This window comes from Streptomyces sp. NPDC026515 (assembly GCF_055567595.1).
The window spans coordinates 304,384-331,230 of the sequence record NZ_JBVHQD010000002.1 but is presented as its reverse complement, the minus strand read 5'-3'; the positions used below and the strand labels follow the sequence as shown (position 1 = coordinate 331,230).

At 70.1% G+C, this 26,847-nt stretch carries 27 protein-coding genes and 1 riboswitch; of the genes, 13 read left to right on the top strand and 14 right to left on the bottom strand.

Annotation, left to right across the window (positions count from 1 at the left end; all coding sequences use genetic code 11):
• Positions 1–6 precede the first annotated feature (6 nt).
• From ACZ4O3_RS04940 to ACZ4O3_RS04930, 3 genes are all read right to left on the bottom strand, one after another.
• The gene (locus ACZ4O3_RS04940) at positions 7–843 is read right to left on the bottom strand and encodes a carbohydrate ABC transporter permease (RefSeq protein WP_362715192.1); all 837 of its coding nucleotides are present in this window, start codon (positions 841–843) and stop codon (positions 7–9) included.
• A complete protein-coding gene (locus ACZ4O3_RS04935; RefSeq protein WP_362715189.1) occupies positions 840–1,814 on the bottom strand; it encodes a carbohydrate ABC transporter permease in 975 nt (324 codons plus the stop codon). Before ACZ4O3_RS04935 ends, ACZ4O3_RS04940 begins: the two co-directional genes overlap by 4 nt.
• Before the next feature lie 177 nt (positions 1,815–1,991).
• Entirely contained in the window at positions 1,992–3,278 is a 1,287-nt protein-coding gene (locus tag ACZ4O3_RS04930; protein WP_467721186.1) for an extracellular solute-binding protein, read from the bottom strand.
• Positions 3,279–3,636: 358 nt separating this feature from the next.
• Here ACZ4O3_RS04930 and ACZ4O3_RS04925 point away from each other — a divergent pair, with 358 nt between their 5' ends.
• The 6 genes from ACZ4O3_RS04925 to ACZ4O3_RS04900 all read left to right on the top strand — a co-directional run bounded on the left by ACZ4O3_RS04925 (position 3,637) and on the right by ACZ4O3_RS04900 (position 10,719).
• Entirely contained in the window at positions 3,637–4,401 is a 765-nt protein-coding gene (locus ACZ4O3_RS04925; protein ID WP_093499171.1) for a GntR family transcriptional regulator, read from the top strand.
• Positions 4,402–4,524: 123 nt separating this feature from the next.
• Complete coding sequence (locus ACZ4O3_RS04920; RefSeq protein ID WP_467721185.1) at positions 4,525–4,794, top strand: DUF3311 domain-containing protein; 270 nt, start codon at positions 4,525–4,527, stop codon at positions 4,792–4,794.
• A complete protein-coding gene (mctP, locus tag ACZ4O3_RS04915; RefSeq protein ID WP_362715179.1) occupies positions 4,791–6,419 on the top strand; it encodes a monocarboxylate uptake permease MctP in 1,629 nt (542 codons plus the stop codon). The genes ACZ4O3_RS04920 and mctP overlap by 4 nt, the downstream gene beginning before the upstream one ends.
• Before the next feature lie 109 nt (positions 6,420–6,528).
• Positions 6,529–7,065: a GNAT family N-acetyltransferase gene (locus ACZ4O3_RS04910; RefSeq protein ID WP_384991391.1), complete on the top strand. Its 537-nt coding sequence runs from the start codon at positions 6,529–6,531 to the stop codon at positions 7,063–7,065.
• Positions 7,066–7,088: 23 nt separating this feature from the next.
• A riboswitch (cobalamin riboswitch) is annotated at positions 7,089–7,213 on the top strand.
• 126 nt (positions 7,214–7,339) lie between these two features.
• Positions 7,340–9,706, top strand: a complete 2,367-nt coding sequence (locus ACZ4O3_RS04905) for a ribonucleoside-diphosphate reductase subunit alpha (RefSeq protein WP_467721184.1) — start codon at positions 7,340–7,342, stop codon at positions 9,704–9,706.
• Complete coding sequence (locus tag ACZ4O3_RS04900) at positions 9,706–10,719, top strand: ribonucleotide-diphosphate reductase subunit beta (RefSeq protein ID WP_467721183.1); 1,014 nt, start codon at positions 9,706–9,708, stop codon at positions 10,717–10,719. The genes ACZ4O3_RS04905 and ACZ4O3_RS04900 overlap by 1 nt, the downstream gene beginning before the upstream one ends.
• Here ACZ4O3_RS04900 and ACZ4O3_RS04895 read toward each other — a convergent pair.
• Positions 10,632–10,883, bottom strand: coding sequence for a hypothetical protein (locus tag ACZ4O3_RS04895; RefSeq protein ID WP_362716113.1), 252 nt, complete (start codon positions 10,881–10,883; stop codon positions 10,632–10,634). The genes ACZ4O3_RS04900 and ACZ4O3_RS04895 overlap by 88 nt on opposite strands.
• Positions 10,884–10,976: 93 nt before the next feature.
• Here ACZ4O3_RS04895 and ACZ4O3_RS04890 point away from each other — a divergent pair, with 93 nt between their 5' ends.
• Positions 10,977–11,942: a helix-turn-helix domain-containing protein gene (locus tag ACZ4O3_RS04890; RefSeq protein ID WP_362716115.1), complete on the top strand. Its 966-nt coding sequence runs from the start codon at positions 10,977–10,979 to the stop codon at positions 11,940–11,942.
• Positions 11,943–11,981: 39 nt separating this feature from the next.
• On the opposite strand, the gene ACZ4O3_RS04885 is transcribed toward ACZ4O3_RS04890, so the two are convergent.
• The 10 genes from ACZ4O3_RS04885 to ACZ4O3_RS04840 all read right to left on the bottom strand — a co-directional run bounded on the left by ACZ4O3_RS04885 (position 11,982) and on the right by ACZ4O3_RS04840 (position 22,215).
• A complete protein-coding gene (locus ACZ4O3_RS04885; RefSeq protein WP_362716118.1) occupies positions 11,982–13,361 on the bottom strand; it encodes a bifunctional albaflavenone monooxygenase/terpene synthase in 1,380 nt (459 codons plus the stop codon).
• Positions 13,358–14,443 carry an epi-isozizaene synthase gene (gene cyc1, locus ACZ4O3_RS04880; RefSeq protein ID WP_362716121.1) on the bottom strand — a complete coding sequence of 362 codons (1,086 nt, stop codon included), beginning with the start codon at positions 14,441–14,443 and terminating at the stop codon, positions 13,358–13,360. The genes ACZ4O3_RS04885 and cyc1 overlap by 4 nt, the downstream gene beginning before the upstream one ends.
• A 293-nt stretch (positions 14,444–14,736) precedes the next feature.
• The gene (def, locus tag ACZ4O3_RS04875; protein ID WP_362716124.1) at positions 14,737–15,387 is read right to left on the bottom strand and encodes a peptide deformylase; all 651 of its coding nucleotides are present in this window, start codon (positions 15,385–15,387) and stop codon (positions 14,737–14,739) included.
• 123 nt (positions 15,388–15,510) lie between these two features.
• Positions 15,511–16,491: a hypothetical protein gene (locus tag ACZ4O3_RS04870; protein WP_362716127.1), complete on the bottom strand. Its 981-nt coding sequence runs from the start codon at positions 16,489–16,491 to the stop codon at positions 15,511–15,513.
• 114 nt (positions 16,492–16,605) lie between these two features.
• Positions 16,606–17,976, bottom strand: a complete 1,371-nt coding sequence (locus ACZ4O3_RS04865) for an HD-GYP domain-containing protein (protein ID WP_467721181.1) — start codon at positions 17,974–17,976, stop codon at positions 16,606–16,608.
• Positions 17,973–19,292 carry an HD-GYP domain-containing protein gene (locus tag ACZ4O3_RS04860; protein WP_467721179.1) on the bottom strand — a complete coding sequence of 440 codons (1,320 nt, stop codon included), beginning with the start codon at positions 19,290–19,292 and terminating at the stop codon, positions 17,973–17,975. Before ACZ4O3_RS04860 ends, ACZ4O3_RS04865 begins: the two co-directional genes overlap by 4 nt.
• A gap of 149 nt (positions 19,293–19,441) precedes the next feature.
• Positions 19,442–19,783: a mycothiol system anti-sigma-R factor gene (gene rsrA / locus ACZ4O3_RS04855; RefSeq protein WP_467721178.1), complete on the bottom strand. Its 342-nt coding sequence runs from the start codon at positions 19,781–19,783 to the stop codon at positions 19,442–19,444.
• The gene (sigR, locus tag ACZ4O3_RS04850; RefSeq protein ID WP_352219829.1) at positions 19,780–20,463 is read right to left on the bottom strand and encodes an RNA polymerase sigma factor SigR; all 684 of its coding nucleotides are present in this window, start codon (positions 20,461–20,463) and stop codon (positions 19,780–19,782) included. The genes rsrA and sigR overlap by 4 nt, the downstream gene beginning before the upstream one ends.
• 256 nt (positions 20,464–20,719) lie before the next feature.
• Positions 20,720–21,349 (bottom strand): alpha/beta hydrolase family protein, encoded by a 630-nt coding sequence (locus tag ACZ4O3_RS04845; protein ID WP_467721319.1) that lies wholly within the window; start codon positions 21,347–21,349, stop codon positions 20,720–20,722.
• A gap of 50 nt (positions 21,350–21,399) precedes the next feature.
• Complete coding sequence (locus tag ACZ4O3_RS04840) at positions 21,400–22,215, bottom strand: SOS response-associated peptidase (RefSeq protein WP_467721176.1); 816 nt, start codon at positions 22,213–22,215, stop codon at positions 21,400–21,402.
• Positions 22,216–22,321: 106 nt separating this feature from the next.
• On the opposite strand from ACZ4O3_RS04840, the gene ACZ4O3_RS04835 reads away from it, so the two are divergent.
• The 6 genes from ACZ4O3_RS04835 to ACZ4O3_RS04810 all read left to right on the top strand — a co-directional run bounded on the left by ACZ4O3_RS04835 (position 22,322) and on the right by ACZ4O3_RS04810 (position 26,779).
• On the top strand, positions 22,322–22,933 hold the full coding sequence (locus tag ACZ4O3_RS04835; RefSeq protein WP_467721174.1) for an AMP-binding protein: 612 nt from the start codon (positions 22,322–22,324) through the stop codon (positions 22,931–22,933).
• Entirely contained in the window at positions 22,900–23,058 is a 159-nt protein-coding gene (locus ACZ4O3_RS04830) for an acyl carrier protein (protein WP_467721318.1), read from the top strand. Before ACZ4O3_RS04835 ends, ACZ4O3_RS04830 begins: the two co-directional genes overlap by 34 nt.
• Before the next feature lie 101 nt (positions 23,059–23,159).
• Positions 23,160–23,873 carry a M50 family metallopeptidase gene (locus tag ACZ4O3_RS04825; protein ID WP_362733084.1) on the top strand — a complete coding sequence of 238 codons (714 nt, stop codon included), beginning with the start codon at positions 23,160–23,162 and terminating at the stop codon, positions 23,871–23,873.
• 154 nt (positions 23,874–24,027) lie between these two features.
• Positions 24,028–25,356: a 3-phosphoshikimate 1-carboxyvinyltransferase gene (gene aroA, locus ACZ4O3_RS04820; protein WP_467721173.1), complete on the top strand. Its 1,329-nt coding sequence runs from the start codon at positions 24,028–24,030 to the stop codon at positions 25,354–25,356.
• Positions 25,357–25,368: 12 nt separating this feature from the next.
• The gene (rsgA, locus tag ACZ4O3_RS04815) at positions 25,369–26,379 is read left to right on the top strand and encodes a ribosome small subunit-dependent GTPase A (RefSeq protein ID WP_362726980.1); all 1,011 of its coding nucleotides are present in this window, start codon (positions 25,369–25,371) and stop codon (positions 26,377–26,379) included.
• A gap of 76 nt (positions 26,380–26,455) precedes the next feature.
• Positions 26,456–26,779: a DMT family transporter gene (locus ACZ4O3_RS04810; protein WP_351321695.1), complete on the top strand. Its 324-nt coding sequence runs from the start codon at positions 26,456–26,458 to the stop codon at positions 26,777–26,779.
• The last annotated feature ends 68 nt before the right edge of the window (positions 26,780–26,847 follow it).

Genomic DNA, 26,847 nt, shown 5'->3' with positions numbered 1-26,847 from the left:
GTGGCGTTATCCCTTCACGGCGCCCGCGGTCAGGCCCGCGGCCATCTTGCGCTGGACGAGGAGGAACAGGACGACGATCGGCACGGCCATCATGGTGGAGCCGGCCATCATCGGGGCGTATTCGGTGCCGTGCTTGGTGGTGAAGTTGGCGAGCCAGACGGTCGCGGTCTGGTGCTCCTGGCTGAGCAGCATCAGGGCGTAGATGTACTCGTTCCAGGCCTGGATGAAGGCGTAGACCGAGGTGGCGACCAGGCCCGGGGCCAGCAGCGGGAAGACCACCCGGACGAAGGCGCCGGTGCGCGAGCACCCGTCGACCATCGCGGCCTCCTCCAGCTCCTTCGGGATGTTGACGATGAAGCCACGCATGGTCCACACCGTGAACGGGAGGATGAAGGTCAGGTAGGTGATGATCAGACCGCTGAGCTTGTCGTACTGGTCCAGGTCGTTGAGGAGCAGGAAGACCGGGATGATCATGGCGACCAGCGGGACCATCTGGACCGCGAGGATGCCGACGATCACGACCTTGCGTCCGCGGAAGGCGAACCGTGAGATGGCCAGGGCGGCCAGCAGACCGACGACCATGCCGATCGCCACCACGGACAGGGAGACGATCAGGCTGCGGCCCACCGGGCCCCAGAAGTCGGCGATGTCCAGCGCGCGGCGGAAGTTGGACAGGGTCAGGCCCGTGGGCAGCAGGCTCGGGTCCGGGTCGATGGCGTCCTTCGCCGGCTTGAACGCCGTGTTCAGCATCCAGTAGACGGGGAACCCGACGACGACGAAGACCAGGAGGCCGAGGAGGTTCCAGGCCGCACGGGGCCCCCTGCGGACGGCTGTGGTGCTCATTCGACCTCTCCGATCTTCAGCATCTGGCGCATGTACACGGCGACGACACCGAGCAGCAGAACCACGGTGAGCAGGGCGATCGCGGAGCCCTGTCCGTAGTTGTTGACCACGAAGGCGCGGTCGTAGGAGTAGGTGGTCAGCAGCTGGAACTCGGGCTCGGGATGCCCGCCGCGCATGACGAAGACCTGCGGGAAGACGCCCATGTCCCAGATGACCGAGAGGGTCGTGAGCATCACGATGATCGGCTTGAGGACGGGGAGCGTGACGTAACGGAAGACGCCCCAGGCGCCCGCGCCGTCCAGGCGCGCGGCCTCCACCAGTTCCGCCGGGACCTGGGTCAGGCCGGCACTCAGCGTGATGACCACGAAGGGCACCGCTCCCCAGACCACCAGGAGCATGATCACCGCGAGCCCCTCGGGGCCGCTGGCGAACCAGTTGTGGCCGATCAGCTCCACCCCGGGAATCTTGCTGAGCAGGGCGTTGAGGATGCCGTAGTCGGAGTCGAAGAGCCACTTGAAGAGCGTGGTGGCGACGATGACCGGCATGCCCCAGCTGGCCACCAGCGCGATGTTGACCAGGGTCTTCACCCAGCCGGAGACCCGCTGCAGCAGCAGCGCGATGAGCATGCCGACGACCATGGTGAAAACCACGCAGCCGACCGCGAAGACGATCGTGCGCAGCACCACCTGCCAGAACTCGGTGTCGTCGAGCACGTCGGAGAAGTTCCCGAACCCGACCCACTCGGCCGACTTGAACCCCCACAGCTGGGACTGCCCGAACTCCTGGAAGGAGAGGGCGACCAGCCGGTAGAAGGGGTAACCGAGCACGAGCCCGAGAATCCCCAGACAGGGCGCGAGCAGCAGCCAGGGAACGGCGGGACCGCCCGAGCGCCGGTTCCCGCGTGGTCGGTGCGGGAAGTCCGGTGGAGGTGCCGGCACCTTGGCGGGTGTGGTCGTGTCAACGGCACTCATCGCGTGCTCCTCAGCAGTTCAAGAAACGTCAGGTGACGCGCCCCCGAAGGGTCGCGAGGAACTGCGCGACCAGCCCCCACGCACCCGCAGCGGCCGCGCGGCCCAACGCGGCACTCTCTTCGTGGAACTCACCCGCCGGGCCTGACCCCCCGTCGACCAGGCCCGGCCGGATGGCGACTACTTGGTGTTGATGACCTTGTCGATCGCGGCGTCCGCGGTCTTGGCGGCCGCCTCCACCGTCTGCTTGCCGGTGCCGATGTTCTGCAGCATGGTCTGCAGGACCTGCGCCTTCTCGACCTGCCCCCAGCCCGGGGCCATCGGGACGAACCAGTTGGACTCGGCCGCGGTGGCCGGCACCGCGGTCGCCGGGTCGTTCTTCAGCGTCGCGAGGTCGGTCTTGTTGTTGGGCAGGTTGCCCTTGGCCATCAGGCCCTTCTGGCCGGAGGGACCGGTGAACGCGTTGATCCACTCGGCGGCGACGCCCTGCGCCTTGGACTTCACCGGGATGGCGAGGTCGGAGCCGCCCAGGAAGACCGGCATGTTCTTGCCGGACGGGCCGGGCATCACGAAGTTGACCAGGTTGTCCTTCAGCTTGCCACCGGTCTTGTCGTTCTTCGGGTCGGCCGCGGTGGCGCCCTCCCACGCGGCACCGAAGATCATGGACGACTTGCCCTGGCCGTAGACGATGTACCGGTCGGACTCGTCCTTGGTCTTGTCACCGTGCATGTACTTGTCGATGACGTTCTTGAACTCGTTGAGGCCCTTGACGGACTCGGGTGAGGAGAGGTTGCCCTTCCACTGGCCGCCGGACTCCGCGGCGATGGAGCCGCCGGCGTCGTAGACGAAGGACATGGCCGCGTACCAGTCACGGGTGGGCTGGTACCAGGCGCTGAACTTGTCGCCTTCCTTCTTCTGGATCTTGTCCAGGTCGGCGGTCAGCTCGGTGTAGGTCTTCGGCGTGGTCTTGACGCCGGCCGAGGCGGCGACGTCCTTGCGCCAGTTGGCCACGCGGCCACCGGCGTAGTACGGCACGCCGTAGGTCTTGCCGTCGTAGGTCACGGAGGCCTTGAGGCCGTCGAGCCACTGGTCGGAGTTGGTGAACTGGGAGGCCTCGACCGGAGCGAAGGCGCCCTTGACCATGTAGCCGAGCATCTCGGTGTTGCCCATCTCGACCACGTCGGGGGCCTTGTCCGTGGCGAGGACGGCGTCCAGCTTGGTGTTCTTGTCCGGCCAGCCGTAGTACTCGTGCTTGATCTTGATGCCGGGGTGCTTCTTCTGCACGGCCGCGTCGGCGGCCTTCACCAGGTCGGGCCAGTTGTTCTGGGCGTCCACGGTGAGCCAGGCGGTCAGCTCCTTGGCGTCCGCCCCCTGCGCCTTGTCGTCGTCCTTCTTGTCACTGCCACACGCCGCGATGGAGACGACCATGCCCGCGATACCAATCGCGGCTATCAGCTTGCGCTTCACGCCACCCTCCTCAGGGATGCCACAAACCCCCCTGCCTCCCCGCGCGAGCGTTGGGCCGGGACCTGGACCAATGGTGTAGACCAGTGCGGGAAGCTTGGCCCAGACCAGCAGGCCTGTCAAGGGTGGTCGAATGGGCTCCGACCAGCCGTTATGCGACCTACATATGCAGGAACCTTTAAGTAAGAAGCCCTCGAAAACCCGACGCGCGGACGAGACAATTCCGGTAGACCACTCAAGTGGTGGACTAGACCAAAAGAGCCCGCGGCGGTATACAGAGGGGATCACGCAGCGTGCAGGGGAAATCCCGGTACGCTGCCGTGCCACGAAGTGGCCGGATCAGGAGCCGGGAAGGCGGAGCATGAGCACCGACGTCAGCAGTGCGGAGAACGAGAGCGGGACAGCCGTCCGTACCGCGCGCGTGCCCAAGTACTACCGTCTGAAGAAACATCTCCTCGAGATGACGGAGACACAGGCGCCCGGCACCCCGGTCCCGCCCGAGCGCACGCTGGCCGCCGAGTTCGACACCTCCCGCACCACCGTCCGACAGGCCCTCCAGGAACTGGTGGTCGAGGGCCGCCTGGAACGCATCCAGGGCAAGGGCACCTTCGTGGCCAAGCCGAAGGTCTCCCAGGCGCTGCAGCTCACCTCCTACACGGAGGACATGCGCGCCCAGGGCCTGGAGCCGACCTCACAGCTGCTGGACATCGGCTACATCACCGCCGACGACCGGCTCGCCGGCCTGCTCGACATAACGGCCGGCGGGCGCGTGCTGCGCATCGAGCGGCTGCGCATGGCCAACGGCGAGCCCATGGCCATAGAGACCACGCACCTGAGCGCCAAGCGCTTCCCGGCCCTGCGCAGGTCCCTCGTCAAGTACACGTCCCTCTACACCGCCCTCGCCGAGGTGTACGACGTCCATCTCGCCGAGGCCGAGGAGACCATCGAGACCTCGCTGGCCACCCCGCGCGAGGCCGGCCTGCTCGGCACCGACGTGGGCCTGCCGATGCTGATGCTCTCCCGGCACTCCCTGGACCGCGACGGCCAGCCGGTGGAGTGGGTGCGCTCGGTGTACCGCGGCGACCGGTACAAGTTCGTGGCCCGCCTCAAGCGTCCGCAGGACTGACACCGGGCACCCTTCACGGAATCGACATACCGACAGCCGGACAGCTACTTCCGCTGCGGTGACGCCGTGACCTAGATTGCCTGCGCATTACACAGGCGAACGATGAGGGGACGGAGCCGCGGTATGTCGGATGTACCTGAAGTGAGACAGCCGGTGATGACACCGATACGCGTGGTCATCACCGTCTGCCTCGTCGCGCCCTTCGTGGCGATGCTGTGGGTGGGCTCCTACGCCAAGACGGACCCGACGTTCATCGGGATCCCGTTCTTCTACTGGTACCAGATGCTGTGGGTACTGATCTCGACCGCGCTCACGATGACCGCGTACCAGCTGTGGCAGCGTGACCAGCGCGCCCGCAAGTCCGGCCACACGAGCGGGGGTGCACAGCAGTGAAGGACGGTGTGAACGGCGTCGCGCTCGGCGTCTTCATCTTCTTCTTCCTGGCCGTCACGGTCATGGGCTTCCTGGCCGCGCGCTGGCGCAAGGCCGACAACGAGCACTCCCTGGACGAATGGGGCCTGGGCGGCCGCTCGTTCGGCACCTGGGTCACCTGGTTCCTGCTCGGCGGCGACCTCTACACGGCGTACACCTTCGTCGCCGTACCGGCGGCGATCTACGCGGCGGGCGCGGCCGGCTTCTTCGCGGTGCCGTACACGATCCTCGTCTACCCGCTGATCTTCACGTTCCTGCCCCGCCTGTGGTCGGTCTCCCACAAGCACGGCTACGTGACGACCTCCGACTTCGTCCGCGGGCGCTTCGGCTCCAAGGGGCTCTCGCTCGCCGTCGCCCTGACCGGCATCCTGGCGACGATGCCCTACATCGCGCTCCAGCTCGTCGGCATCCAGGCCGTCCTCGACGTCATGGGCATCGGCGGCGGCGACGGCACCAACTGGTTCGTGAAGGACCTGCCGCTGCTCATCGCCTTCGGCGTCCTGGCGGCGTACACCTACTCCTCCGGCCTGCGGGCGCCCGCCCTCATCGCGTTCGTGAAGGACGGGCTGATCTACCTCGTCATCGCGGTCGCGATCATCTACATCCCGATCAAGCTGGGCGGCTTCGACGACATCTTCGCCAAGGCCGGCCACGCGTTCACCCAGGTCAACCCGGCCACCGGCAAACCACGCGGGGCGCTGGCACCACCCGAGGCCGGCCAGTGGACCTACGCCACCCTGGCGCTGGGCTCCGCGCTCGCGCTGTTCATGTACCCGCACTCGATCACCGCGACGCTCTCCTCCAAGAGCCGTGACGTGATCCGCCGCAACACCACGATCCTGCCGCTGTACTCCCTGATGCTGGGCCTGCTCGCGCTGCTCGGCTTCATGGCCATCGCGGCCGGCGTCAAGGTCACCAACGGCCAGTTGGCGATCCCGCAGTTGTTCGAGAACATGTTCCCGGACTGGTTCGCGGGCGTGGCCTTCGCGGCGATCGGCATCGGCGCCCTGGTCCCGGCCGCCATCATGTCCATCGCGGCCGCCAACCTCTTCACCCGCAACATCTACCGGGACTTCATCAAGCCGGACGCCACCCCGAAGCAGGAGGCCCAGGTCTCCAAGCTCGTGTCGCTGCTGGTGAAGGTCGGCGCGCTGGTCTTCGTCCTCACCATGGACAAGACGGTCGCCATCAACTTCCAGCTCCTCGGCGGCATCTGGATCCTGCAGACCTTCCCGGCCCTGGTCGGCGGCCTGTTCACCCGCTGGTTCCACCGCTGGGCCCTGCTGGCGGGCTGGGCGGTGGGCATGGTCTACGGCACGGCCGCGGCGTACGGCGTGGCCTCCCCCACCCAGAAGCACTTCGGCGGCTCGGCCAAGGAGATCCCCGGCATCGGGGAGATCGGCTACATCGGCCTCACGGCGTTCGTGATGAACGTGGTGGTGACCGTGGTCCTGACGTTCGTCCTGAAGGCCCTGAAGGCCCCCGAGGGCATCGACGAGACGAAGACGGAGGACTACACGGCCGACGCCGGCGACCCGGGCGTGGAAACGGAACTCCCCCCGGCCGTCGCGGAGGGCGCCCACTGAAGCACCCCGTCAGGGGCGCGAGGAACTGCGCGGGCAACCCCTGACGACCCGCAGCGGGCCGCCGAAAAGAAGTCACGACGGCGGCCCGCTGTCGTACACACTCACCCGCATGACGATCCGGATCAGGAAAGCGAACCCCGCGGAATACGGCACCCTCGGCGAACTGACGGCCCAGGCCTACCTCCAGGACGGCCTCCTCGACTTCGGTGAGAGCGACTCCTACCTCACCGAACTGAGGAACGTGGCGAAACGGGCCGCCGCGGCCACCGTTCTCGTCGCCGTGAGCGACGACGTCCTCCTGGGTGGCGTGACTTTCGTCCCCGGCCCCGGCCCGATGTCCGACATCGCCGCCGAGGGCGAGGCCGAGATCCGCATGCTCGCCGTCGACAGCGCCGCCCGCGGCCGGGGTGCCGGCGCGGCGCTCGTCCGCGCCTGCGTCGACCGCGCACGCGCCCTCGAAGGCTGCGAGAAGGTCGTCCTGTCGACGCAGCGCACCATGGAATCCGCCCACCGGATCTACGAACGTCTCGGCTTCGTCCGCACACCCGAGCGGGACTGGAACCCCTTGCCACAGCTTGACGACATCACTCTTCTCACCTATGAGTTGACGCTGCGAGACGGTTCGCGACACAACATGTGGGGGTGACGCGACAGCACGGCACCAGATGTATGCTCATGCTCGCTGTCGCCGCAGGGGAATCCGGTGCGAATCCGGAACTGTCCCGCAACGGTGTACTTGCGCACATCTGTGCGCGAGCGTCAGTCCGAGGACCTGCCGACAGCAACGCCCGGCCGTCCGGCCCGGGTGTTCTGACGTCCGGGTCTCGTGGAGTGGACCGGGGACGCGACACGCGTGCGTGCGCCCGTGTGCTGCCTCCTGCCCTCCGCCAGGCCCTGAGCCGAGCGAGGGAGAGCCCCACGTGACCATCGCGCCAGCCGAACCGGCTTCAGCGACCATCTCTGTGGACGAGGACGGTCCCGGCACCGCGTTGCTGCGGACCCTGACCGGGCTGACCGCCGATCTCCCCGACGCCGACCCCGGCCGGGTCGCCGCCGCCGCGCTGCGCGGCCGGTCCTCGCGGGCCGACGAGGCCGAGCTGCGCGAGCTGGCCACCGAGGCGGCCGCCGGTCTCATCTCCGAGGACCCCGCCTACTCCCGGCTCGCCGCCCGGCTGCTGACGATCTCGATCCGTGCCGAGGCCGCCTCGCAGGGCGTGACGTCCTTCACCGAGTCCGTCGCCGTCGGCCACCGCGAGGGCCTCATCGCGGACCGCACCGCGGAGTTCGCGCGCCTGCACGCGGCCCGCCTGGACGCACTGGTCGACCCGGCCGCCGACGACCGCTTCGGCTACTTCGGCCTGCGCACCCTGTACAGCCGTTACCTGCTCCGGCACCCGATCACCCGCAAGGTCGTCGAGACCCCCCAGCACTTCCTGCTCCGGGTGGCCGCCGGTCTCGCCGAGGACGACACGGTCCGCGCCCTGGACGAAGTCGCCGCGCTCTACGGGCTCATGAGCCGCCTCGACTACCTCCCCTCCTCGCCCACCCTCTTCAACTCCGGCACCCGGCACCCCCAGATGTCGTCCTGCTACCTCCTCGACTCCCCGAAGGACGAGCTGGACTCCATCTACGACCGCTACCACCAGGTGGCCCGGCTCTCGAAGCACGCCGGCGGCATCGGCCTGTCGTACAGCCGGATCCGCTCCCGCGGTTCGCTGATCCGCGGCACCAACGGGCACTCCAACGGCATCGTGCCGTTCCTCAAGACGCTCGACGCCTCGGTCGCCGCGGTGAACCAGGGCGGCCGGCGCAAGGGGGCGGCCGCGGTCTACCTGGAGACCTGGCACTCCGACATCGAGGAGTTCCTGGAGCTGCGCGACAACACCGGTGAGGACGCCCGGCGTACGCACAACCTGAACCTCGCGCACTGGATCCCGGACGAGTTCATGCGCCGGGTCAACGCCGACGGGCAGTGGTCCCTGTTCTCCCCCGCCGACGTGCCGGACCTGGTGGACCTGTGGGGCGACGAGTTCGACGCGGCGTACCGCGCGGCGGAGGAGAAGGGTCTGGCCCGCAAGACCGTCCCGGCCCGTGATCTGTACGGCCGGATGATGCGCACTCTCGCGCAGACCGGCAACGGCTGGATGACCTTCAAGGACGCGGCCAACCGGACCGCGAACCAGACGGCCACCCCCGGCCATGTCGTCCACTCCTCCAACCTCTGCACGGAGATCCTGGAGGTCACGGACGACGGCGAGACGGCGGTGTGCAACCTGGGCTCCGTGAACCTCGGCGCCTTCGTGGACACGGCGACCGGTGACATCGACTGGGAGCGGCTGGACGAGACCGTCCGCACCGCCGTCACCTTCCTCGACCGGGTCGTCGACATCAACTTCTACCCGACCGAGCAGGCGGGCCGCTCCAACGCCAGGTGGCGTCCCGTGGGCCTCGGCGCGATGGGGCTCCAGGACGTCTTCTTCCAGCTGCGGCTGCCCTTCGACTCCGCCGAGGCCAAGGCGCTCTCCACCCGGATCGCCGAGCGGATCATGCTCGCCGCCTACGAGGCCTCCGCCGACCTCGCCGAGCGCGGCGGCCCGCTGCCGGCCTGGGAGAAGACCCGTACCGCACAGGGCGTGCTGCACCCCGACCACTACGGCGTCGAGTTCACCTGGCCGGAGCGCTGGGCGGCGCTGCGCGCGCGGATCGCCACGACCGGCCTGCGCAACAGCCTGCTGCTCGCCATCGCCCCCACCGCCACCATCGCGTCCATCGCGGGCGTGTACGAGTGCATCGAGCCGCAGGTCTCCAACCTGTTCAAGCGCGAGACGCTGTCCGGTGAGTTCCTCCAGGTCAACTCCTACCTGGTGCGGGAACTCAAGGACCTCGGCGTCTGGGACGCCCGTACCCGTGAGGCGCTGCGCGAGGCCAACGGCTCGGTGCAGGACTTCGCGTGGATCCCTGCGGACGTCCGGGCGCTGTACCGCACGGCGTGGGAGATCCCGCAGCGCGGTCTGATCGACATGGCCGCGGCCCGGACCCCGTACCTGGACCAGGCCCAGTCCCTGAACCTGTTCCTGGAGACGCCGACCATCGGCAAGCTCTCCTCGATGTACGCGTACGCCTGGAAGTCGGGCCTGAAGACGACGTACTACCTGCGCTCGCGCCCGGCGACCCGGATCGCCCGCGCCGCGCAGGCCCGGCCCACCGTTCCCGCCCAGCAGACGGCTCCCGAAGACGCGGTCGCCTGCTCCCTGGAAAACCCCGAGTCCTGCGAGGCCTGCCAGTAATGACCACCCCGAACAAGAACCTGCTCGACCCGGGCTTCGAGCTGACTCTGCGCCCCATGCGCTACCCGGACTTCTACGAGCGCTACCGGGACGCCATCAAGAACACCTGGACCGTCGAGGAGGTCGACCTCCACTCGGACGTCGCCGACCTCGCCAGGCTCAGCCCCTCCGAGCAGCACCTGATCGGCCGTCTCGTCGCCTTCTTCGCGACCGGTGACTCGATCGTGGCGAACAACCTGGTGCTGACGCTGTACAAGCACATCAACTCCCCCGAGGCGCGCCTGTACCTGAGCCGCCAGCTGTTCGAGGAGGCCGTGCACGTCCAGTTCTATCTGACGCTCCTGGACACCTACCTCCCCGACCCGGAGGACCGCAACGCCGCGTTCGCCGCGGTGGAGAACATCCCCTCCATCCGCGAGAAGGCCGAGTTCTGCTTCAAGTGGATGGACTCGGTGGAGAACCTGGACCGCCTGGAGTCCAAGGCCGACCGGCGCCGGTTCCTGCTCAACCTCATCTGCTTCGCCGCGTGCATCGAGGGCCTGTTCTTCTACGGCGCCTTCGCGTACGTCTACTGGTTCCGCAGCCGGGGTCTGCTGCACGGTCTCGCCACGGGCACCAACTGGGTGTTCCGTGACGAGACGATGCACATGAGCTTCGCGTTCGACGTGGTCGACACCGTCCGCAAGGAGGAGCCGGAGCTCTTCGACGACGAACTCCGGCAGCAGGTCACCGACATGCTGCGGGAGGCCGTCGAGGCGGAGCTCCAGTTCGCCCGTGACCTGTGCGGTGACGGCCTGCCCGGCATGAACACCGACTCGATGCGCGCGTACCTGGAGTGCGTCGCCGACCAGCGGCTCGGCCGCCTCGGCTTCGCTCCGGTGTACGGCTCGCAGAACCCGTTCTCCTTCATGGAGCTGCAGGGCGTTCAGGAGTTGACGAACTTCTTCGAGCGGCGCCCGTCCGCGTACCAGGTCGCGGTGGAGGGCACCGTGGACCTTGACGAGGACTTCTGAGCCTTCTGAGCCTTCGGCTCCCCATGGGCCTCATGGGCCTCCCTGATCTGCCGGTCGATACGCCTGTCGCGCAGGACGCCGAGCACGGACGGGAGGGCCATGAGGACCAGGATGCCGAGGACCAGGACCATTCCGACGAGACCTTCGATCTGGTTTCCGTTCATGGACACCACTGTCGCGCCGAATGGTCCTTACCGTGAGTGGCAGCACTGCCACACACCCTCGAATTGCTGCCAGCGACAAGGCACACTGGCAGCATGCTGACGAACGTGGCCGCGGTGCTTCTGGACGGTGTGCACCCCTTCGAGCTGGGGGTGGTCTGCGAGGTCTTCGGCCTCGACCGCTCCGACGAGGGGCTGCCGGTGTACGACTTCGCGGTCGTCTCGGCGGAGGGGCCGTCGCTCGGCACCCATGTGCCAGGCCTGACCGTCACCACTCCGTACGGCCTGGACCGGCTGGACGAGGCCGATCTGATCGCGGTCCCGGCCTCCGACGCCAACGTCGAGCGCGACTACCCGCCCGAGCTGCTCGACGCGCTGCGCCGGGCGGTGGACCGGGGCGCCCGGGTGCTGAGCGTCTGTTCCGGCGTCTTCGTCCTGGGCGCCGCCGGGCTGCTGGACGGGCGCCGGTGCGCGGTGCACTGGCGGCACGCGCGGCTGCTCGCCCGCCGTTTCCCGCGCACCCGGGTCGAACCCGACGTGCTGTACGTCGACGAGGACCCGGTGATCACCTCGGCGGGCACCGCGGCCGGCATCGACGCGTGTCTGCACATCGTCCGCAAGGAACAGGGCCCCGAGGTCGCCAAGAAGATCGCCCGGCGGATGGTGGTGCCCCCGCACCGGGACGGCGGCCAGGCCCAGTACATCGAGCGGCCGCTGCCGGAGAGCCGCTGCGACACGGTCGGCGAGGTGCTGGCCTGGATGGCGGAGCATCTCGACGAGGAGGTCACCGTCGAGCAGCTCGCCGCCCGCGCCCTGATGGCCCCGCGCACCTTCGCCCGCCGCTTCCAGCAGGAGACCGGCACCACGCCGTACCGCTGGATCCTTCGGCAACGGGTACTGCTGGCCCAGGAGTTGCTGGAGGGGACCGACGAGACGATGGACGCCGTAGCGGGCCGCACCGGCTTCGGTACGGCGGCCGCGCTGCGGCACCAGTTCGTGAAGGAGCTCGGCACCACGCCGAACGCCTACCGGCGCGCGTTCCGGGGCCCGCAGGCCGCCTGAGCGCGCGCCGGTAGCAGGAGCGGACCGGGAGCCGGCGGGTCACCAGGGCACGGGCGTGAGCAGCAGGCGCTGCGGGCGCAGGGTGATGCCGACCCTGGTGGCGTCGTCCGACCCCGGCACCTGTTCGAAACGGTACCTGGCGCACAACACCGCCGTGATCAGGCTGAGCTGGGCCATGGAGAAGTGGTCGCTGGGGCATTTGCGGTTGCCGACGCTGAAGGGGCTCATGGCGTACTTCGGCACCTCCTGAGCCCGCTCCGGAAGCCAGCGGTCCGGGTCGAAGTCGAGGTGCGCGTCGTACGAGCGGGAGTCGCGCTGGATGGCGTAGGGGCTGTAGACGATGTCGGCCCCCGCCGGAATGCGATAGCCGCCGAGCTCGGTGTCGGCCACTGCTCGCCGCGTCAATATCCATATGGCGGGCCGCAAACGCATCGCCTCGACGACGACATTGTTGGTGTGCGTGAGCTGCCGAACGTGCTCGAATCCAACCGGTCGACCTCCTGTCACGGATTCGACCTCGGTCCGTACCTTCGCGGCGTGTTCCGGGTGTTCGGCGAGGACCTGGAGCAGCCACATGATCGTGGAAGCGACGGTTTCGCTACCGGGCGTGAGTATCGCGACGACCTGGTCGTGGATCTCCTGTTCCCCGATGGGCTCGCCATTGTCGTCCTTCGCCGCCAGCAATGCTGTCAGCAAATCGTCCGGCTTTTGACCAGATGCCCGGCGCTCGGTGACGATCTCGTCGACGAGGAGATGCAGATCGGCCAGCGCCCGGTTGAATTCACGGTTGGCCGGCAACGGCAGCCGGTAGAGCGGACCGAGTGGTACGACCATCCGCCGGTACATACCCCGGAAGACGCTTGTGAGGTCGACGCTCAGCCGCTCCGCGCGCTCGTCCATGTACTCCCCGCGCAGCAGGCAGCGGGCGGCTATGCGGACCGCGACCCGGAAGGACTCCGAGGTGCAGTCGACGGTGCCCCCGGGCTGCCAGCGCGTGGCCAGCGCGTGCGCCTCCTCCTCCATGATCGGACCGTAGTCGGGTATCGCGGAGAGGCTGAACGCAGGCTGGATGGTGCGCCGCTGGCGGCGGTGGCGGGGGCCGTTCGCGGTGGCCACGCCCTCCTTGCCGAGCAGCCCCTCCAGGGACTCCCAGAGCGGGCCCGCGATGATGAAGTCGGGGCTGAGGGCGAGAGCCCCGGTGAGCGCCGGGGTGGTGACGGCGTACATCTCCTTGGGGCCGAGGCGCAGGCGCACCATGTCGCCGTCGGCGCGCAGCCGGGACATGAAGGCCAGCGGGTCGCGGACCAGCTGCCAGCCGTGGCCGAGCAGCGGCACACCGCCGCCGGCGAGGGGCGGTTCGCGCAGTTCACCGTGTTCGGAAGCCTCCGCGGTCGCGGGCTTCACGGATTCGACGGTCATTTCTCACCTGCCGCTTCGTTGTTGACGTACGGGGGCGTGGACCGGTCGTCCCAGCTGTCGACCATGTACCGGCCGGATTCGTGGTGGAACCAGTAGACGGAACTGAACCAGTTCCGCATATTGGCGACACAGGCCAGGACCGCGGCACCGAGTTCCTTTCCGCGCACGGTGCCGTCGTCGAGCTGTTCGGCGAATCGATGAGCGGTCCGCTCGGCGGCCAGGAATTCGCTTATGCATTCCTCGACGCGTCGCCTGACTTCTTCGACAGCCTTTTCCAGACTCAGTCCCTCATGGGTGACGAGACTGATTCCGAGATTGTGCACCTCATCGCCCGCTATTTCCTTGGGCAGCGAGCAGAGGTCGTTGTACCACGCCGCGAATTCCTGGCTGAGCAGTGCCGGGCGACGGTAGGCCGGATTCTTGCGCACGGCGTCCGGGAGTTCGGTCCCGGCACTCGGCTCAAGGAGGTCCGTCCATATCCAGTGGGCGAAGGTGAGGCGTCGCAGGGCGAGGTATTCCTCGACCTCCGGGATGTATCCCGTGGTGCGGTTGCGGTATTCCCGGTCGTAGGCCTCGATCACCTCGTGGAAGTGCCGGGCGAACCGCTGGTTCCAGCTCACCGGCAGGAACGAGCACAGCCGCGCGACACTGTCCGCGAACCCCGCGACCAGGGTGTCCGGATGGTGCAGATGGTGCAGCGGGGCGTCGAGGGCCGCATGCAAACGGAACCTCAGCCGTCGCCAGTCGGCCGCCCGCCCGTGCACGACGTCGCGGTCGTGCCGGTCGTCCCAGACGAAGAACCAGGCGCTGTAGTCGCATATCGCCTGGATCACCTCGTCGGAGGCGCCCAGGTAGTACCCGGCCATGAGGTCGGTGTAGCAAAGGCCGTCGGCATATTCCCGCACCTTGTCGGCCGGCATCAGCCGCTTTTCCAGCAGCCAGAGGCGGGTCATCTCCTGGAGCTGTGGCCAATACGGATGCAGTTGCCGAGGAAACTCAGCCTCGATCACGGGCAGGGCGAGTTGTGGTGGAACCGCGAGCGCCGTCGGCGTCGATGTGGTGCTGTGTGAGAAAGCGTGCACGAACATACCCCTCTCAGCCGCCAGGTACGCACACCCCTCCCGCTGTGCCGGGCGTGCGCCGTTGCGTATCCCCGCACTTCCCATTCAGCACTACAACCGACCGGTCTGGGAACGGATTTGCTCCATTCACTACCCCCCAGTGCCGCGAATCTCCCCTTGTGTGACTGATTAGGGATCGCTAGAGACGTACAAAGGATCGAATGCGCGACGGACGGGCGAACGAGTCTGACCGGACATGACGAACGCCTGGCCGGGGCGATCCCGACCAGGCGTCACAACTGCCCCTGTCCGCCTCAGTCGTTGGCGACCACGGGGTAGCGGGGCTCGTTCTCGGCCATCTGCCGCAGGGCGTCCTTGCGCTCGCGCTTGGAGAGCCGGTCGATGTACAGGTACCCGTACAGGTGATCGGTCTCGTGCTGCAAACACCGAGCGAAGTAGCCGGTGCCGCGCACCTTGATCGGGTTGCCCTGCTCGTCCTGGCCGGTGACCTCGGCGTAGTCGGGCCGGGCCAGCGGGGCGTAGGCGGTGGGCACCGACAGGCAGCCCTCGTTGCTGTCGTCCAGCCGCCGCTTGTCCGCCGGCAGGTCCACCAGCTTCGGGTTGCACACCACACCCACGTGCCGCGCGCCCTCGTCGTCCTGGCAGTCGTAGACGAAGACCTTCAGGTCGACGCCGATCTGGTTGGCGGCGAGGCCGACGCCCTCGGCCGTCCGCTGGCTGGCGAACATGTCGGCGACCAGCTGCGCCAGCTCGTCCCCGAACTCGGTGACGTCCTTGCATTCCTTGTGCAGCACGGGGTTGCCGACGACGGTGATGGGCCGCGAGGTCCCCCGCGCACGCCAGGCGTTCTCGCGCTCCTCGGTCCCCTCGGTGTCGACGACGAACCCGTCGTCATCCACGGGGAGCACGCCCGCGTGCTGCTGATCGGTGTCCTGCTGCGCCATGACCGACGTAAGCCTTCCTAGGTAAAACGGGGGTGATGTTGCAGGTACAGGGTACGTGGATGCTTTGTGGGGCGCGGGAAACTGCGCGATCGGCCACATCGGGCCCGCAGTCGAAGCGCAGGCTCAGCAGACCTCTTCCAGATCCCGCCAGTCCCGGGAGTCCGGGCTGTCCGCGACCCATCCGTCCAGCAGCCCCCTCACCAGCGCGGACGGCGCGGCCACCCCGCACTCCCGCTCCGGCACCCACAGCTGCCCGTCGGTGCGGTGTCCGAGCGGCCCCGGGTGCCCCGGCTCGCTGTGGTCGTGGGGATCGAGATGCACCCCGTCGCCCTCGTCGGACGGCATCCGCGACTCGGAGCACATCCGGCACAGCAGCCGCACCGAGGAGGACCAGTCCTCAGCGGCGAACCCGGCGTCCCCGGCCAGCTGCTCCAGCGCGTCCCGGTCCGCCTCCGTCGCCGCCTCCAGCAGCACCACCCAGGTCGGCACCGGCGACGGCGCCCACAGCTCGATCTCGTCGAAGACGGGGTACGCGTGCCCGGTCGCCGTGGTCCGCTCGCCGTGCGGCACCCCGTCGTGCAGCACGACCTCGCCCCAGCGCCGCCCCGACGACGGCAGCGGGATCGACTGCACCTCGATGCGGGCGGGATCCAGCCGCCGCCCCCACACCACCTCGGCCTCCCCCTCGGGGGACAGCCGTACGGCGGCGCTGCCCAGGTCCATCCCGTCCGGCTCACCGGAGACGGTGGCGCCGCCGGGCACCCGCAGCCCGTAGGCCTGCCAGGCCCGCCGGGCCAGCGGCCAGTCCTGCAGCGCGGTCGCGGCGATCCCGACGTTCCACCAGTCGGGCGCCCCGGTCTCCCGGTCGAGCAGGGCCACCGCCCGCAGCCCGGCGGCCCGCGCCTGCTCCCAGTCGTGCCGGAACTTGTGCAGCAGGGCGAGGTTGAACCAGGACTCGGACAGCCAGGGTTCCAGGTCGGCGGCACGGGTCAGCAGTTCGCCCGCGTCCTCGTACCGGCCGTCACCGATCAGCGTGAACGCGCGGTCGGTGGCCTGCCGCCAGGAGGCGGAGGGCCGGTGCCGTCCCTTGCCGAAGATCCTCACGATTCCCGCCTGCCAGTTCCATTTCCGCACAGTGGGCTGGCTTGTGCCCCCGGACATCACCCTCTCCCTCGCATCCAACCACGTACGACGGGAGGGCCGCTCATTACCCATGGGTTACCCCGTCGCGCGCAAGGTCAGACAGTCTCTGGAGAGCACGCGCGCCAGGGACTCCACGACCTCCGGAGCGTAGTCCCCCGCGGTGGCCAGCCGTAACTCCTCCAGCGCGGTCAGCGGCCCGCCGGGCCCGGAGTCCCGGGCCTTCTCCTCGTACGCGTTGACGACCCGCACGATCCGCGCGGCGAGCGGCTGCTCCCGGTAGGGGTCGGCCTGCCGCTCCACGACCACGGCGACCGCCGCCTCCACGCCGGTCTGCCGTACGACGGCTCCGCCGAGCAGGGCGATCCGGCGCTGTTCCGCCGGCGGCAGGACGGCCGTGGCCCCGGCCGGCACCGGGTCGACCAGGCTCAGCTGGCCGATGTCGTGCATCAGCGCCGCGTACTCGAGGACGGTGAGCTCCGCTCCGGACAGCCCGAGGTCCCGCCCCACGGCCTGGCTCAGCATGGCGACCCGGCGGGCGTGTCCGGCCGGGGTGTACCCGGCCACCTCGGTGGCACGCGCGAGCGAGGCGATGGTCTGCCGGTAGGTGGCCCGTACGGCCGCGTACCGGCGCAGGGACAGCTGGGTGAGGAGCAGGGGCAGGCAGAAGACCGGCAGCGCCCAGAGGCCGACGACGGCGACGGCCGGCGCCATGACCGCACCGGTGGCGCAGACCGCGGACCCGATGCCGAGCAGACCGCGCAGTTCGTCGCGGAGCAGCGGCCCGAACGGCCATCCGGTGCGGGAGTGCGCCTGGGCGGCGGCGAGCACGGCGTCGCACAGCACGGTGAGCACCAGCAGCGCGATCAGCAGCAGCGCGTAGGCCGGTCCGCCCCAGTGTTCCAACACGCCCCTGCTGTACAGGGGTTGGAAGCAGACGGCGGCGAAGCCGACGGTGAGCACGCGGCGGGCCAGACGGTCGAGCGTGGGGCCGCGCCCGTCGGCTATGTGGGGCACGCTGCCGAGCAGCGTGGCCGCGCAGACGACGGTCACGACCTGAAAGGTCCCGCCATGTGTGGTGGCCCCGCCGTCGGCACCCAGCAGGGCATAGGCGAGCCCCCCGGCGGCCGCGAGCGGCGCGGCCTCGCGGGCCTCGATCCCGGTCCGCCGGCCGAGCTCCCCGACGGCGACGAGTCCTCCGAAGGCGAGCGCGATCCTGCGGTCGGCGAGACCGTCCCAGAGGGTGCCGCCTAGACAGCCGAGGGCGAGAAGCAGTGCGGCGCCCCGGATGCCCCGCAGGACGGCGGGCGGACGGGACGGGAGCCCCCGGAACGCTCCGCCGGCCGACGAGTGTGCCGGGCCCGGCTCCGGCTCGGTGGATCCGGGGAGCGGGCCGGCGGGGCCGGGGGCCCTCCGCCCCGGCACGGGCGCCAGGTCGTCGGAGGTCATGCGGTGCCTCGGCCCACGCTCTGCCCCTCACTTCGCGGGCGGCCGGAGACGGCCGGCCCGGGTGCGCAGTCGTCGGCGGTCACCGCGGGGTGCCAGCCCTGTCTGGCCAGCGCCCGCGTCAGGGCGTCGACGGCCTCGGTGTCGAACTGCCGGCCGGCGCAGCGCCGCAGCTCCCGCACCGCCGCCGCGACCGGCCGGGCCCGGCTGTAGGAGCGGGTCGAGGTCATCGCGTCGAACGCGTCGGCGACGGCCACCACGCGCGCGGACTCGGGGATCTGACTGCCGGCCAGACCGTAGGGGTAGCCGCTGCCGTCGATGCGCTCGTGGTGGTGGAGGATCGCCGCCCGGGCCTCGCCGAGGAAGGAGATCCCGCGCACCATCTCGTGGCCGTACTCGGGATGCAGCTCGATGATCCGCCGTTCCTCGGGGGTGAGCGGCCCGTCCTTGCGCAGCAGCCGGGTCGGGACGCCCAGCTTTCCCACGTCGTGCAGGATCCCGGCGAAGCGGAGCACCTCCACCCGCTCGTCGTCCATGCCCAGCTCGCGCGCGATCATCACGGAGGCCTGTCCGACCCGTTCGCTGTGCCCACGGGTGTAGCCGTCCTTGATGTCGACGGCCTGCACGAGCGCCCGGATGGTGGCCTGGTGGGCGGCCCGTTCCCGGTGGTACTGGGCGAACGCCCACCAGGAGACGCACATCGGCAGCAGGACCAGCAGCGCGGCGACGGGACCGAAGGGGCTGCGCCACAGCACGGCCATCATCAGCCCGGCGAGCCCGTGCACCCCGATCGGCGCGAGGGAGCGGGAGAGCAGCCCCCGCCAGGCCCGTCGGGGCGGGACGCGCTCGGCCAGGGCGAGGATCCCGCCGTCCAGCAGTGCGAGAACCCCGCAGAACGCCAGTACCGCCGCCGCACAGGGCAGCAGCGCGTACGGGAAGTCGCAGCCCACCACGGAGTCCCGGCCGCCCAGCGCCCAGTGGACGCGTCCCGCGCTCCACACGGCGAGCGCCAGCTCCGCGGCCCGCCAGATCCGCCGCAGCGTCCGCGGCCGCTGTTCGACGTGTGAGAGCAGCGCACCCGGCAGCGGTACCAGCGCGGCGGCCGGCGGCGGCAGCAGGAAGGCGGCGGCGAGCAGCACCGGGTAGAAGGTGCCGCCGAACCGCCGTCGCGCGAGGTGCTCACAGGCCGCGTACAGCGCGGCCAGCAGAGCCACCGCCCACCAGGGCGTACGCGGGTCCGGCAGGGGCAACAGACACCAGAGGGCGCCGAGGGCCGCACAGCCCACGTACGCGCGCACCCGTGCCGGAACCGCCTCCATCTCGCCCCTCCCCCGACCATGCCTGTCCAGGCTCCGGAGCCTAGGCGGCCGCCGGAGGGTCCGGAGGATATGACCGGAGGATTAGCACATTCGGGTGACAGACCACCGGGGGCGGCAGGGTCCGGCGAGGAGGGTCGCCCGGCTCGGGCTCAGCTCTCCTGCGGGGCGACCGGAGCGGCCTGCGCGGCCGACGCGGTCCGGGCGGCAGCCGTGACGTCGTGGTCCGGGACGGTCTGGCCGGACCGGATCAGGTCCAGCCGCCCCAGCACCTTGGCCCGCAGGTCGGTGGGCACGTCGTCATGGCCGCAGCACCGCTTGACCAGCTTCTTCACGGCCTCCTCCAGCCCGTACTTCTCCAGGCAGGGGGAGCACTCGTCGAAGTGCTGCTTGAACTTGACGCGATCGACGTCCGGCATCTCACTGTCGAGGAACTCGTACAGATGATCGAGTACCTCACTGCAGTCCGTCTCGTGCGGCTCTCCGCAGCTCATGAGCCCGAGCCTTTCGCTTCGTTCGACTCTCCGGCGCCGGCCGGGACGAGCCCGCGCTCACGCGCGTAGTCCTCCAGCATGCCGCGCAGTTGACGGCGGCCCCGGTGCAGCCGGGACATCACCGTACCGATGGGTGTCCCCATGATGTCCGCGATCTCCTTGTACGCAAAGCCCTCTACGTCGGCAAGGTAGACGGCGATGCGGAATTCCTCGGGGATCGCCTGCAGCGCTTCCTTCACGTCCGAGTCGGGCAGATGGTCGAGCGCCTGCGACTCCGCGGAGCGCAGACCGGTCGACATGTGCGACTCGGCGCGGGCGAGCTGCCAGTCCTCGATCTCCTCGGCCGCGGAGCGCTGGGGTTCGCGCTGCTTCTTGCGGTACGAGTTGATGAAGGTGTTGGTAAGAATGCGGTACAGCCAGGCCTTGAGGTTGGTGCCCTCACGGAACTGGTGGAAGGACGCGTACGCCTTGGCGTAGGTCTCCTGCACCAGGTCCTCGGCGTCGGCCGGGTTGCGCGTCATGCGCAGCGCGGCCGAGTACATCTGGTCGAGGAATTCCAGCGCGTCCCGCTCGAAGCGCGCGGTGCGCTCCGAGGTCGACTCCGCGCTCGTGCCCTGGCCCTCGGGCAGCTCCGCCTGGCCGTTGTCGGTCCCTGCGTCGGTCCCAGTGACCGGACCCACCTCCTCAAGATCCAGGGCAGGACCGAAACCGATCCCACTCGACTCGGAGGATAGAACACGACCCGTGCCTGCCGCCGCTCGAATGGGAGCGGTCTTGGCCGCGTGCAGCACTGTCCAGCCCAGGTCAGCGCTGCTGCTGCGGCTCGGGCAGATGGTCGAACCCATGCGGCGGACTTCCTCTCCTTCGGCGTCGGCACTGGTGCCCCAGCACTTCTGTCCGCCTCAACAGTGGTCCGTCGCGCAACATTCCCGGGCGTCACCCGAGTGCCGCGGTCCATGCGACGACCGCGTCCGTGATGATGGTCACTGCCCCTTCCGGCTCGATGTCTGCCCTTCTGGGCACCGCGAAGCCGTGATCGGCGTGCGGCACCTCGATGAGCGTGTAGTCACCCTCCGGGAACTCGGCCGGCTTGCCGAACGGGTCCCTGCCGCCCTGCACGACGAGTGTGGGCACCCCGGCCCCCAGCAGTTCCTCGGCCCGCGACTTCTCGGGTCTGCCCGGCGGGTGCAGCGGGAAGCCGAGAGCGAGGACGGCGACGGCACCGAGCTCCCGCGCGGTACGACAGGCCACCCGGGCGCCGGCGCTGCGCCCGCCGGACACCACCGGCGGCCCGGGTGCGGCGAGCGCGGGCCACACGCCCCGCCAGCCCGCGTCGAGCGTCCTGGGCGCCGGGGCGACCTTCTTGCCGGCGACCCGCCAGGGCTGCTCGACGAGCGCGACGCTCACGCCGTGCGCCGGGAGCACCGCGGCGAGAGCCTGGAGGTCGCGGGCCTCGATGCCGCCGCCCGCCCCATGGCTCAGGGCGAGCACCAGCCGCGCCTTGCGCGCCGCGTGCCAGGTGATGCGGGCGTCTCCCGCCTCCGTACCGACGATCTTCGAAGTGATCACGTCAGCAGGCTAGAAGAGCGGGGCCGCAGGGCGGGCCTAGAAGGGGCCTAGAAGAGCGTGCTCTCCTCCGGTGCCTCCAGTTCCGTCAGCAGCTCCGGGCTGTTGTTGCGGACGTTGCTGACGGCCGTGGAGACCGGGTAGGCCCGCATCAGGCCCTCCGGCGGCGGGGCGAGCAGCGAGCGCAGGTCCTCGACGTCGGTGCGGTCCGGGTCGAGCCAGGCGTCCCAGCGGTCCGGGGTCAGCATCAGCGGCATCCGGGGGTGGATGTCGAACAGCGACCGCGGGCCCTGTGCGGGCGCCACCGCCAGCGGCGAGGTCTCCGCCTCCGTGGTGATCACCGAGCAGGTCGCCCACCAGGCCAGCGGATGCTCGTCGGGCAGCGTCCGGTCCCGCCAGAACTCGTACAGCCCGGCCATGGCGAACACCGAGCCGTCGGCCGGGAGCACGAAGTAAGGCTGCTTGCGCGGCCGCTTCCTGCGGCCCTCGACCTCCAGCTCCCGCTCCTCCTTGGCGGTGACCCACTCGTAGTAGCCGTCGGCGGGCAGGATGCAGCGGCGGGTGGCGAACGCGCGGCGGTAGGACGGCTTCTCGTGCACGGTCTCGGCACGCGCGTTGATCATCCGGGCGCCGCCCTCCGGCGACTTGGCCCAGGACGGCACCAATCCCCACTTGAGCCTGCGCAGTTGACGGACCGGGCGCCGGTCGTCGGCGTCCTTCAGCGGCCGGTCGAGGACCGCGTAGACCTCCTTGGTGGGGGCCACGTTGTAGTCGGGCTCCAGAGTCTCCTCGGGCTCCCACTTCTCGACCTCGAAGATCCCGGCCAGATCCTCTGGCTTACGACTCGACGCGTACCGTCCGCACATCTTCACAACCCTACATTTCACTCCCAGGGCTGAAGCCGGGACGGCGGAGTCGGTAACGGGGGGCGCGCGGAGCACACACCTCTGTCTGTCCCGTGCGTCTTGCTGGGTGCAGCAGCTGTTCGAACGCCGGGCGGCGCTCCGCCCCGACGCCCCCGCCGTGATCGCCCCGGACCGGACCCTGTCCTACGGACGGCTCGCGGACGCCTCGCGGCAGGTGGCCCGCAGGCTGACCGCCGGCGGCGCGCGGCCCGGGCAGTTCGTCGCCATCGTCATGGAGAAGGGCTGGGAACAGGTCGTCGCGGCCTCCGGCATGCTCTTCTCGGGCGCGGCCTACCTGCCCGTCGACCCGGACCCGCCCGGCCGGCGCCTGCGGCAGCTGCTCGACCAGTCGCTGCCCGCCGTCGCCGGCACCCCGCTGCCGCCGCCCGGCAGCCCGGACGACGTCGTCCACACCATGCTCACCTCCGGATCGACGGGAGAGCCGAAGGGCGTGATGGTCCCCCACCGGGCGCAGGCCAACTGCCCGGTGCGGACGATCGAGACCTACCGGGTCACCGGCGCGGACCGCGGCCCGGCCGTGGCGGCGCTCCACCCATACCTGTCGGCCTTCGACCTCTTCGGGCTGCTGGCCGCCCGCGGCAGCGTGGCCGTCCCGGCCGCCGGCGACCGCCGCGACCCGGCGCACTGGGCGGCCACTCGCCGGCCGCGACCCGGCTGATCGCCAGGATCCGCGACCGCTTCCAGGTCTCGATCAGCCTGCGCGAGGTCTTCACCGCCCGGACGGTCGCCGGCCTGGAGACGGCGGTCGACCGGCACCGCGGGGAGGTGGGCGGCACGGCCTGATCCGGGTACGTTCCCCTCCTCTTGGCCGTTGACATGCCGAGCACACATCCATACGTGTCAGACTGCCGACTCCGTACGAGGAGAGGGAACGACCGCAGACCATGGACACCAGCACAGCGACCTCGCTCTGGGACGAGCTGCTCGGCACCCAGCCCGACCCGGACCTGTGGGTGGTGATCGCGACACTCGCCGCCGCGGCCGCCGTGGTGGTCCCGCACACCGTGTGGCGGATATCCCGCAACACCATCACGATCGCCCACGAGGGCGGCCACGGCCTGGTCGCCCTCCTCACCGGCCGCCAGCTCACCGGCATCCGGCTGCACTCCGACACCAGCGGCCTCACGGTCAGCCGGGGCAAGCCGCACGGGCTGGGCATGATCCTCACGGCGGCGGCCGGCTACACCGCGCCCCCGCTCCTGGGCCTGGGCGGCGCGGCCCTGCTCGGCAGCGGCCGCATCACTCTCCTGCTCTGGATCGCGACGGCCCTGCTCATCGCCATGCTGGTGATGATCCGCAACGCGTACGGCGTCCTGACGGTGTTCCTGACGGGCGGCGCGTTCCTGCTGGTGTCCTGGCTGGCGGGGCCCCAGGTGCAGGCGGCGTTCGCGTACGCGGTGGTCTGGTTCCTGCTGCTCGGCGGGGTACGCCCGGCGTTCGAACTCCAGGCGAAGCGCTCCCGGGGCGGCGCCGGCGACTCGGACGCGGACCAGCTGTCCAGGCTGACCCATCTTCCGGCGGGCGTGTGGCTGTTCCTGTTCCACACGGTGTCGCTCTGTTCCCTGATCGGCGGAGGCCGCTGGCTGCTCGGCATGTGAGCGGCACACCGGGGCCGGCCGGGCGGCGCGGGGCCGTGCCGGCACGCGGCTGCGCCGTGTGGACGCGGCGAACCCCCGCCGCCCCGCACCCGAACGCCGTCCTCCCGGTGGAACGACCGGCACCCCCACCCCGGCCGCGCACTAAAGTGACCCCATGGCCGCAAACCCCACCGCACCAACCGCCCTCTGGCCCGCCCCCCACGCAAGCGGAGCCGTCGACGCGACCGTCCACGTGCCCGGGTCCAAGTCGGTCACCAACCGCGCTCTCGTCCTCGCCGCCCTCGCCTCCGAACCCGGTTGGGTGCGCCGCCCCCTCCGCTCCCGCGACACCCTGCTGATGGCCGGCGCCCTGCGCGCGATGGGCGTCGGCATCGAGGAGGGCGTGGGCCCCGACGGCTCCGGCGAGGCCTGGCGGGTGATTCCCGCGGGGCTCCGCGGCCCCGCCACCGTCGACGTCGGCAACGCCGGCACGGTGATGCGCTTCCTCCCGCCGGTCGCCACCCTCGCGGCCGGCGACATCCGCTTCGACGGTGACCCGCGGTCCTACGAGCGCCCCCTGCACGGCGTGATCGACGCCCTGCGCGCCCTCGGCGCCCGGATCGACGACGACGGCCGGGGCGCGCTCCCGCTGACGGTGCACGGCAGCGGCGCCCTGGAGGGCGGTCCGGTGTCGATCGACGCCTCGTCCTCGTCCCAGTTCGTGTCGGCTCTGCTGCTCTCCGGCCCGCGGTTCAACCAGGGCGTGGAGGTCCGCCACGTCGGCGCGACCCTCCCCTCCCTGCCGCACATCCGGATGACCGTCGACATGCTGCGCGCGGTCGGCGCCCAGGTGGACACCCCGGAGTCGGGCGGCGAGCCGAACGTCTGGAGGGTCACCCCGGGCGCGCTGCTCGGCCGGGACCTGACCGTCGAGCCGGACCTCTCGAACGCCCAGCCCTTCCTCGCCGCCGCCCTGGTGACGGGCGGCAGGGTGCTGGTCCCGGACTGGCCGTCGCGGACCACCCAGCCGGGTGACCGGCTTCGCGAGATCTTCACCGAGATGGGCGGTACCTGCGAACTGAGCGAGTACGGCCTGGAGTTCACCGGTTCCGGCCGGGTCCACGGCATCGATGTCGACCTGGGTGACGTGGGCGAGCTGACTCCGGGCATCGCGGCGGTCGCCGCGCTCGCCGACTCTCCCTCCACCCTGCGGGGCGTGTCCCATCTCCGGCTCCACGAGACGGACCGGCTGGCCGCGCTCACCAAGGAGATCAACGAGCTGGGCGGTGACGTCACCGAGACCGCCGACGGCCTGCACATCCGCCCGCGCAGGCTGCACGGCGGGGTCTTCCACACCTATGAGGACCATCGCATGGCCACCGCCGGTGCGATCATCGGCCTGGCCGTGGAGGGCGTCCAGATCGAGAACGTGGCGACCACGGCCAAGACCCTGCCGGACTTCCCCGACCTGTGGACCGGGATGCTCGGGAGCGACGGGGCCTAGGGGCGTACGACCATGCGCCGCTACGGCAAGCACACGGACGAGGACGACATCCGCCAGCGTCCCAACCGCAAGGGCACCCGGCCCCGTACCCATATCCGCCCCGCCCACGAGGACGCGGCCGAGGGTATGGTCCTGACCGTCGACCGGGGCCGGCTGACCTGCCTGGTCGAGGACCGTACGGTCCTGGCGATGAAGGCGCGCGAGCTGGGCCGCAAGGCCGCGGTGGTGGGTGACCGGGTGGCCCTGGTGGGCGACCTGTCCGGCAAGAAGGACACCATGGCCCGGATCGTGCGCATCCAGGACCGCACGTCGGTCCTGCGCCGGACCGCCGACGACGATGATCCGTTCGAGCGGGTGGTCGTCGCCAACGCCGACCAGCTGGCGATCGTCACCGCCCTGGCCGACCCGGAGCCCCGCCCGCGTCTCATCGACCGCTGCCTGGTCGCGGCCTACGACGCCGGCCTCACCCCTTTGCTGGTCATGACCAAGTCGGACCTGGCCCCGCCGGACAAACTCCTGGAGCTGTACGGCGAACTGGAGATCCCGTACGTGGTCACCAGCCGCGAGGAACTGGAGACGGGGGACGCGGCCCGCGCGGTCCAGGATCATCTGGACGGCAGGATCACGGCGTTCGTCGGCCACTCGGGCGTCGGCAAGACCACGCTGGTGAACGCCCTGGTCCCCGAGGGCCTGCGGCGGACGACGGGTCATGTGAACGCGGTGACCGGCCGCGGCCGCCACACGACGACCTCGGCCCTGGCCCTTCCCCTCACCGGGGACGACGGCTGGGTGGTCGACACTCCGGGGGTCCGCTCCTTCGGGCTGGCGCACATCGACCCGTCCCGGGTGATCCACGCGTTCCCCGACCTGGAGCCCGGCACCGTGAACTGTCCGCGCGCGTGCAGCCACGACGAGCCGGAGTGCGCGCTGGACGCCTGGGTCGCCGAGGGGCACGCGGGCCCCGCCCGCCTCTACTCCCTGCGCCGGCTCCTGGCGACACGCGAGCGCACGGAAGGTGACTGACCACCGCGTTGTTTGTCCTGACCCGAGTTCGGTAAGTGCATAATCGCACCGAGCTGGACTTACGGGAGGACGGCACATGGCGTGGCTGCTGGTGATCGTGGCCGGAATTCTGGAGACCGGCTTCGCCGTGTGCCTCAAACTCTCGCACGGCTTCACCCGTCTCTGGCCGACGATCGCGTTCGCGTCCTTCGCCCTGGGCAGCTTCGGTCTCCTGACCCTGTCCCTCAAGAAGCTGGACGTGGGCCCGGCGTACGCGGTGTGGACGGGCATCGGGGCGGCGGGCACGGCGATCTACGGCATGATCTTCCTGGGCGACCTGGTGTCCACCCTGAAGATCATCTCCATCAGCCTGGTGATCGCGGGCGTGATCGGCCTCCAGCTCTCGGGCTCCGCCCACTGACACCGGCGCCGGAAGCAACACGGCGCGAGGCCGGCCCGTGGCCGGCCGAGGGGCGCGCGGCCGTACCG

Excerpts from the sequence above, each read along its gene's own strand:
- ACZ4O3_RS04910 (WP_384991391.1), top strand. The coding sequence starts at position 6,529 with ATGACGATCCGGATCAGGAAAGCGAACCCCGCGGAATACGGCACCCTC.
- ACZ4O3_RS04900 (WP_467721183.1), top strand. The coding sequence starts at position 9,706 with ATGACCACCCCGAACAAGAACCTGCTCGACCCGGGCTTCGAGCTGACT.
- ACZ4O3_RS04885 (WP_362716118.1), bottom strand. The coding sequence starts at position 13,361 with ATGACCGTCGAATCCGTGAAGCCCGCGACCGCGGAGGCTTCCGAACAC.
- ACZ4O3_RS04925 (WP_093499171.1), top strand. The coding sequence starts at position 3,637 with ATGAGCACCGACGTCAGCAGTGCGGAGAACGAGAGCGGGACAGCCGTC.
- aroA (WP_467721173.1), top strand. The coding sequence starts at position 24,028 with ATGGCCGCAAACCCCACCGCACCAACCGCCCTCTGGCCCGCCCCCCAC.
- ACZ4O3_RS04865 (WP_467721181.1), bottom strand. The coding sequence starts at position 17,976 with ATGACCTCCGACGACCTGGCGCCCGTGCCGGGGCGGAGGGCCCCCGGC.
- rsgA (WP_362726980.1), top strand. The coding sequence starts at position 25,369 with ATGCGCCGCTACGGCAAGCACACGGACGAGGACGACATCCGCCAGCGT.
- ACZ4O3_RS04825 (WP_362733084.1), top strand. The coding sequence starts at position 23,160 with ATGGACACCAGCACAGCGACCTCGCTCTGGGACGAGCTGCTCGGCACC.
- rsrA (WP_467721178.1), bottom strand. The coding sequence starts at position 19,783 with ATGAGCTGCGGAGAGCCGCACGAGACGGACTGCAGTGAGGTACTCGAT.
- ACZ4O3_RS04810 (WP_351321695.1), top strand. The coding sequence starts at position 26,456 with ATGGCGTGGCTGCTGGTGATCGTGGCCGGAATTCTGGAGACCGGCTTC.
- ACZ4O3_RS04940 (WP_362715192.1), bottom strand. The coding sequence starts at position 843 with ATGAGCACCACAGCCGTCCGCAGGGGGCCCCGTGCGGCCTGGAACCTC.
- ACZ4O3_RS04890 (WP_362716115.1), top strand. The coding sequence starts at position 10,977 with ATGCTGACGAACGTGGCCGCGGTGCTTCTGGACGGTGTGCACCCCTTC.
- ACZ4O3_RS04895 (WP_362716113.1), bottom strand. The coding sequence starts at position 10,883 with ATGAACGGAAACCAGATCGAAGGTCTCGTCGGAATGGTCCTGGTCCTC.
- ACZ4O3_RS04860 (WP_467721179.1), bottom strand. The coding sequence starts at position 19,292 with ATGGAGGCGGTTCCGGCACGGGTGCGCGCGTACGTGGGCTGTGCGGCC.
- def (WP_362716124.1), bottom strand. The coding sequence starts at position 15,387 with ATGGCGCAGCAGGACACCGATCAGCAGCACGCGGGCGTGCTCCCCGTG.
- ACZ4O3_RS04935 (WP_362715189.1), bottom strand. The coding sequence starts at position 1,814 with ATGAGTGCCGTTGACACGACCACACCCGCCAAGGTGCCGGCACCTCCA.
- ACZ4O3_RS04840 (WP_467721176.1), bottom strand. The coding sequence starts at position 22,215 with ATGTGCGGACGGTACGCGTCGAGTCGTAAGCCAGAGGATCTGGCCGGG.
- ACZ4O3_RS04920 (WP_467721185.1), top strand. The coding sequence starts at position 4,525 with ATGTCGGATGTACCTGAAGTGAGACAGCCGGTGATGACACCGATACGC.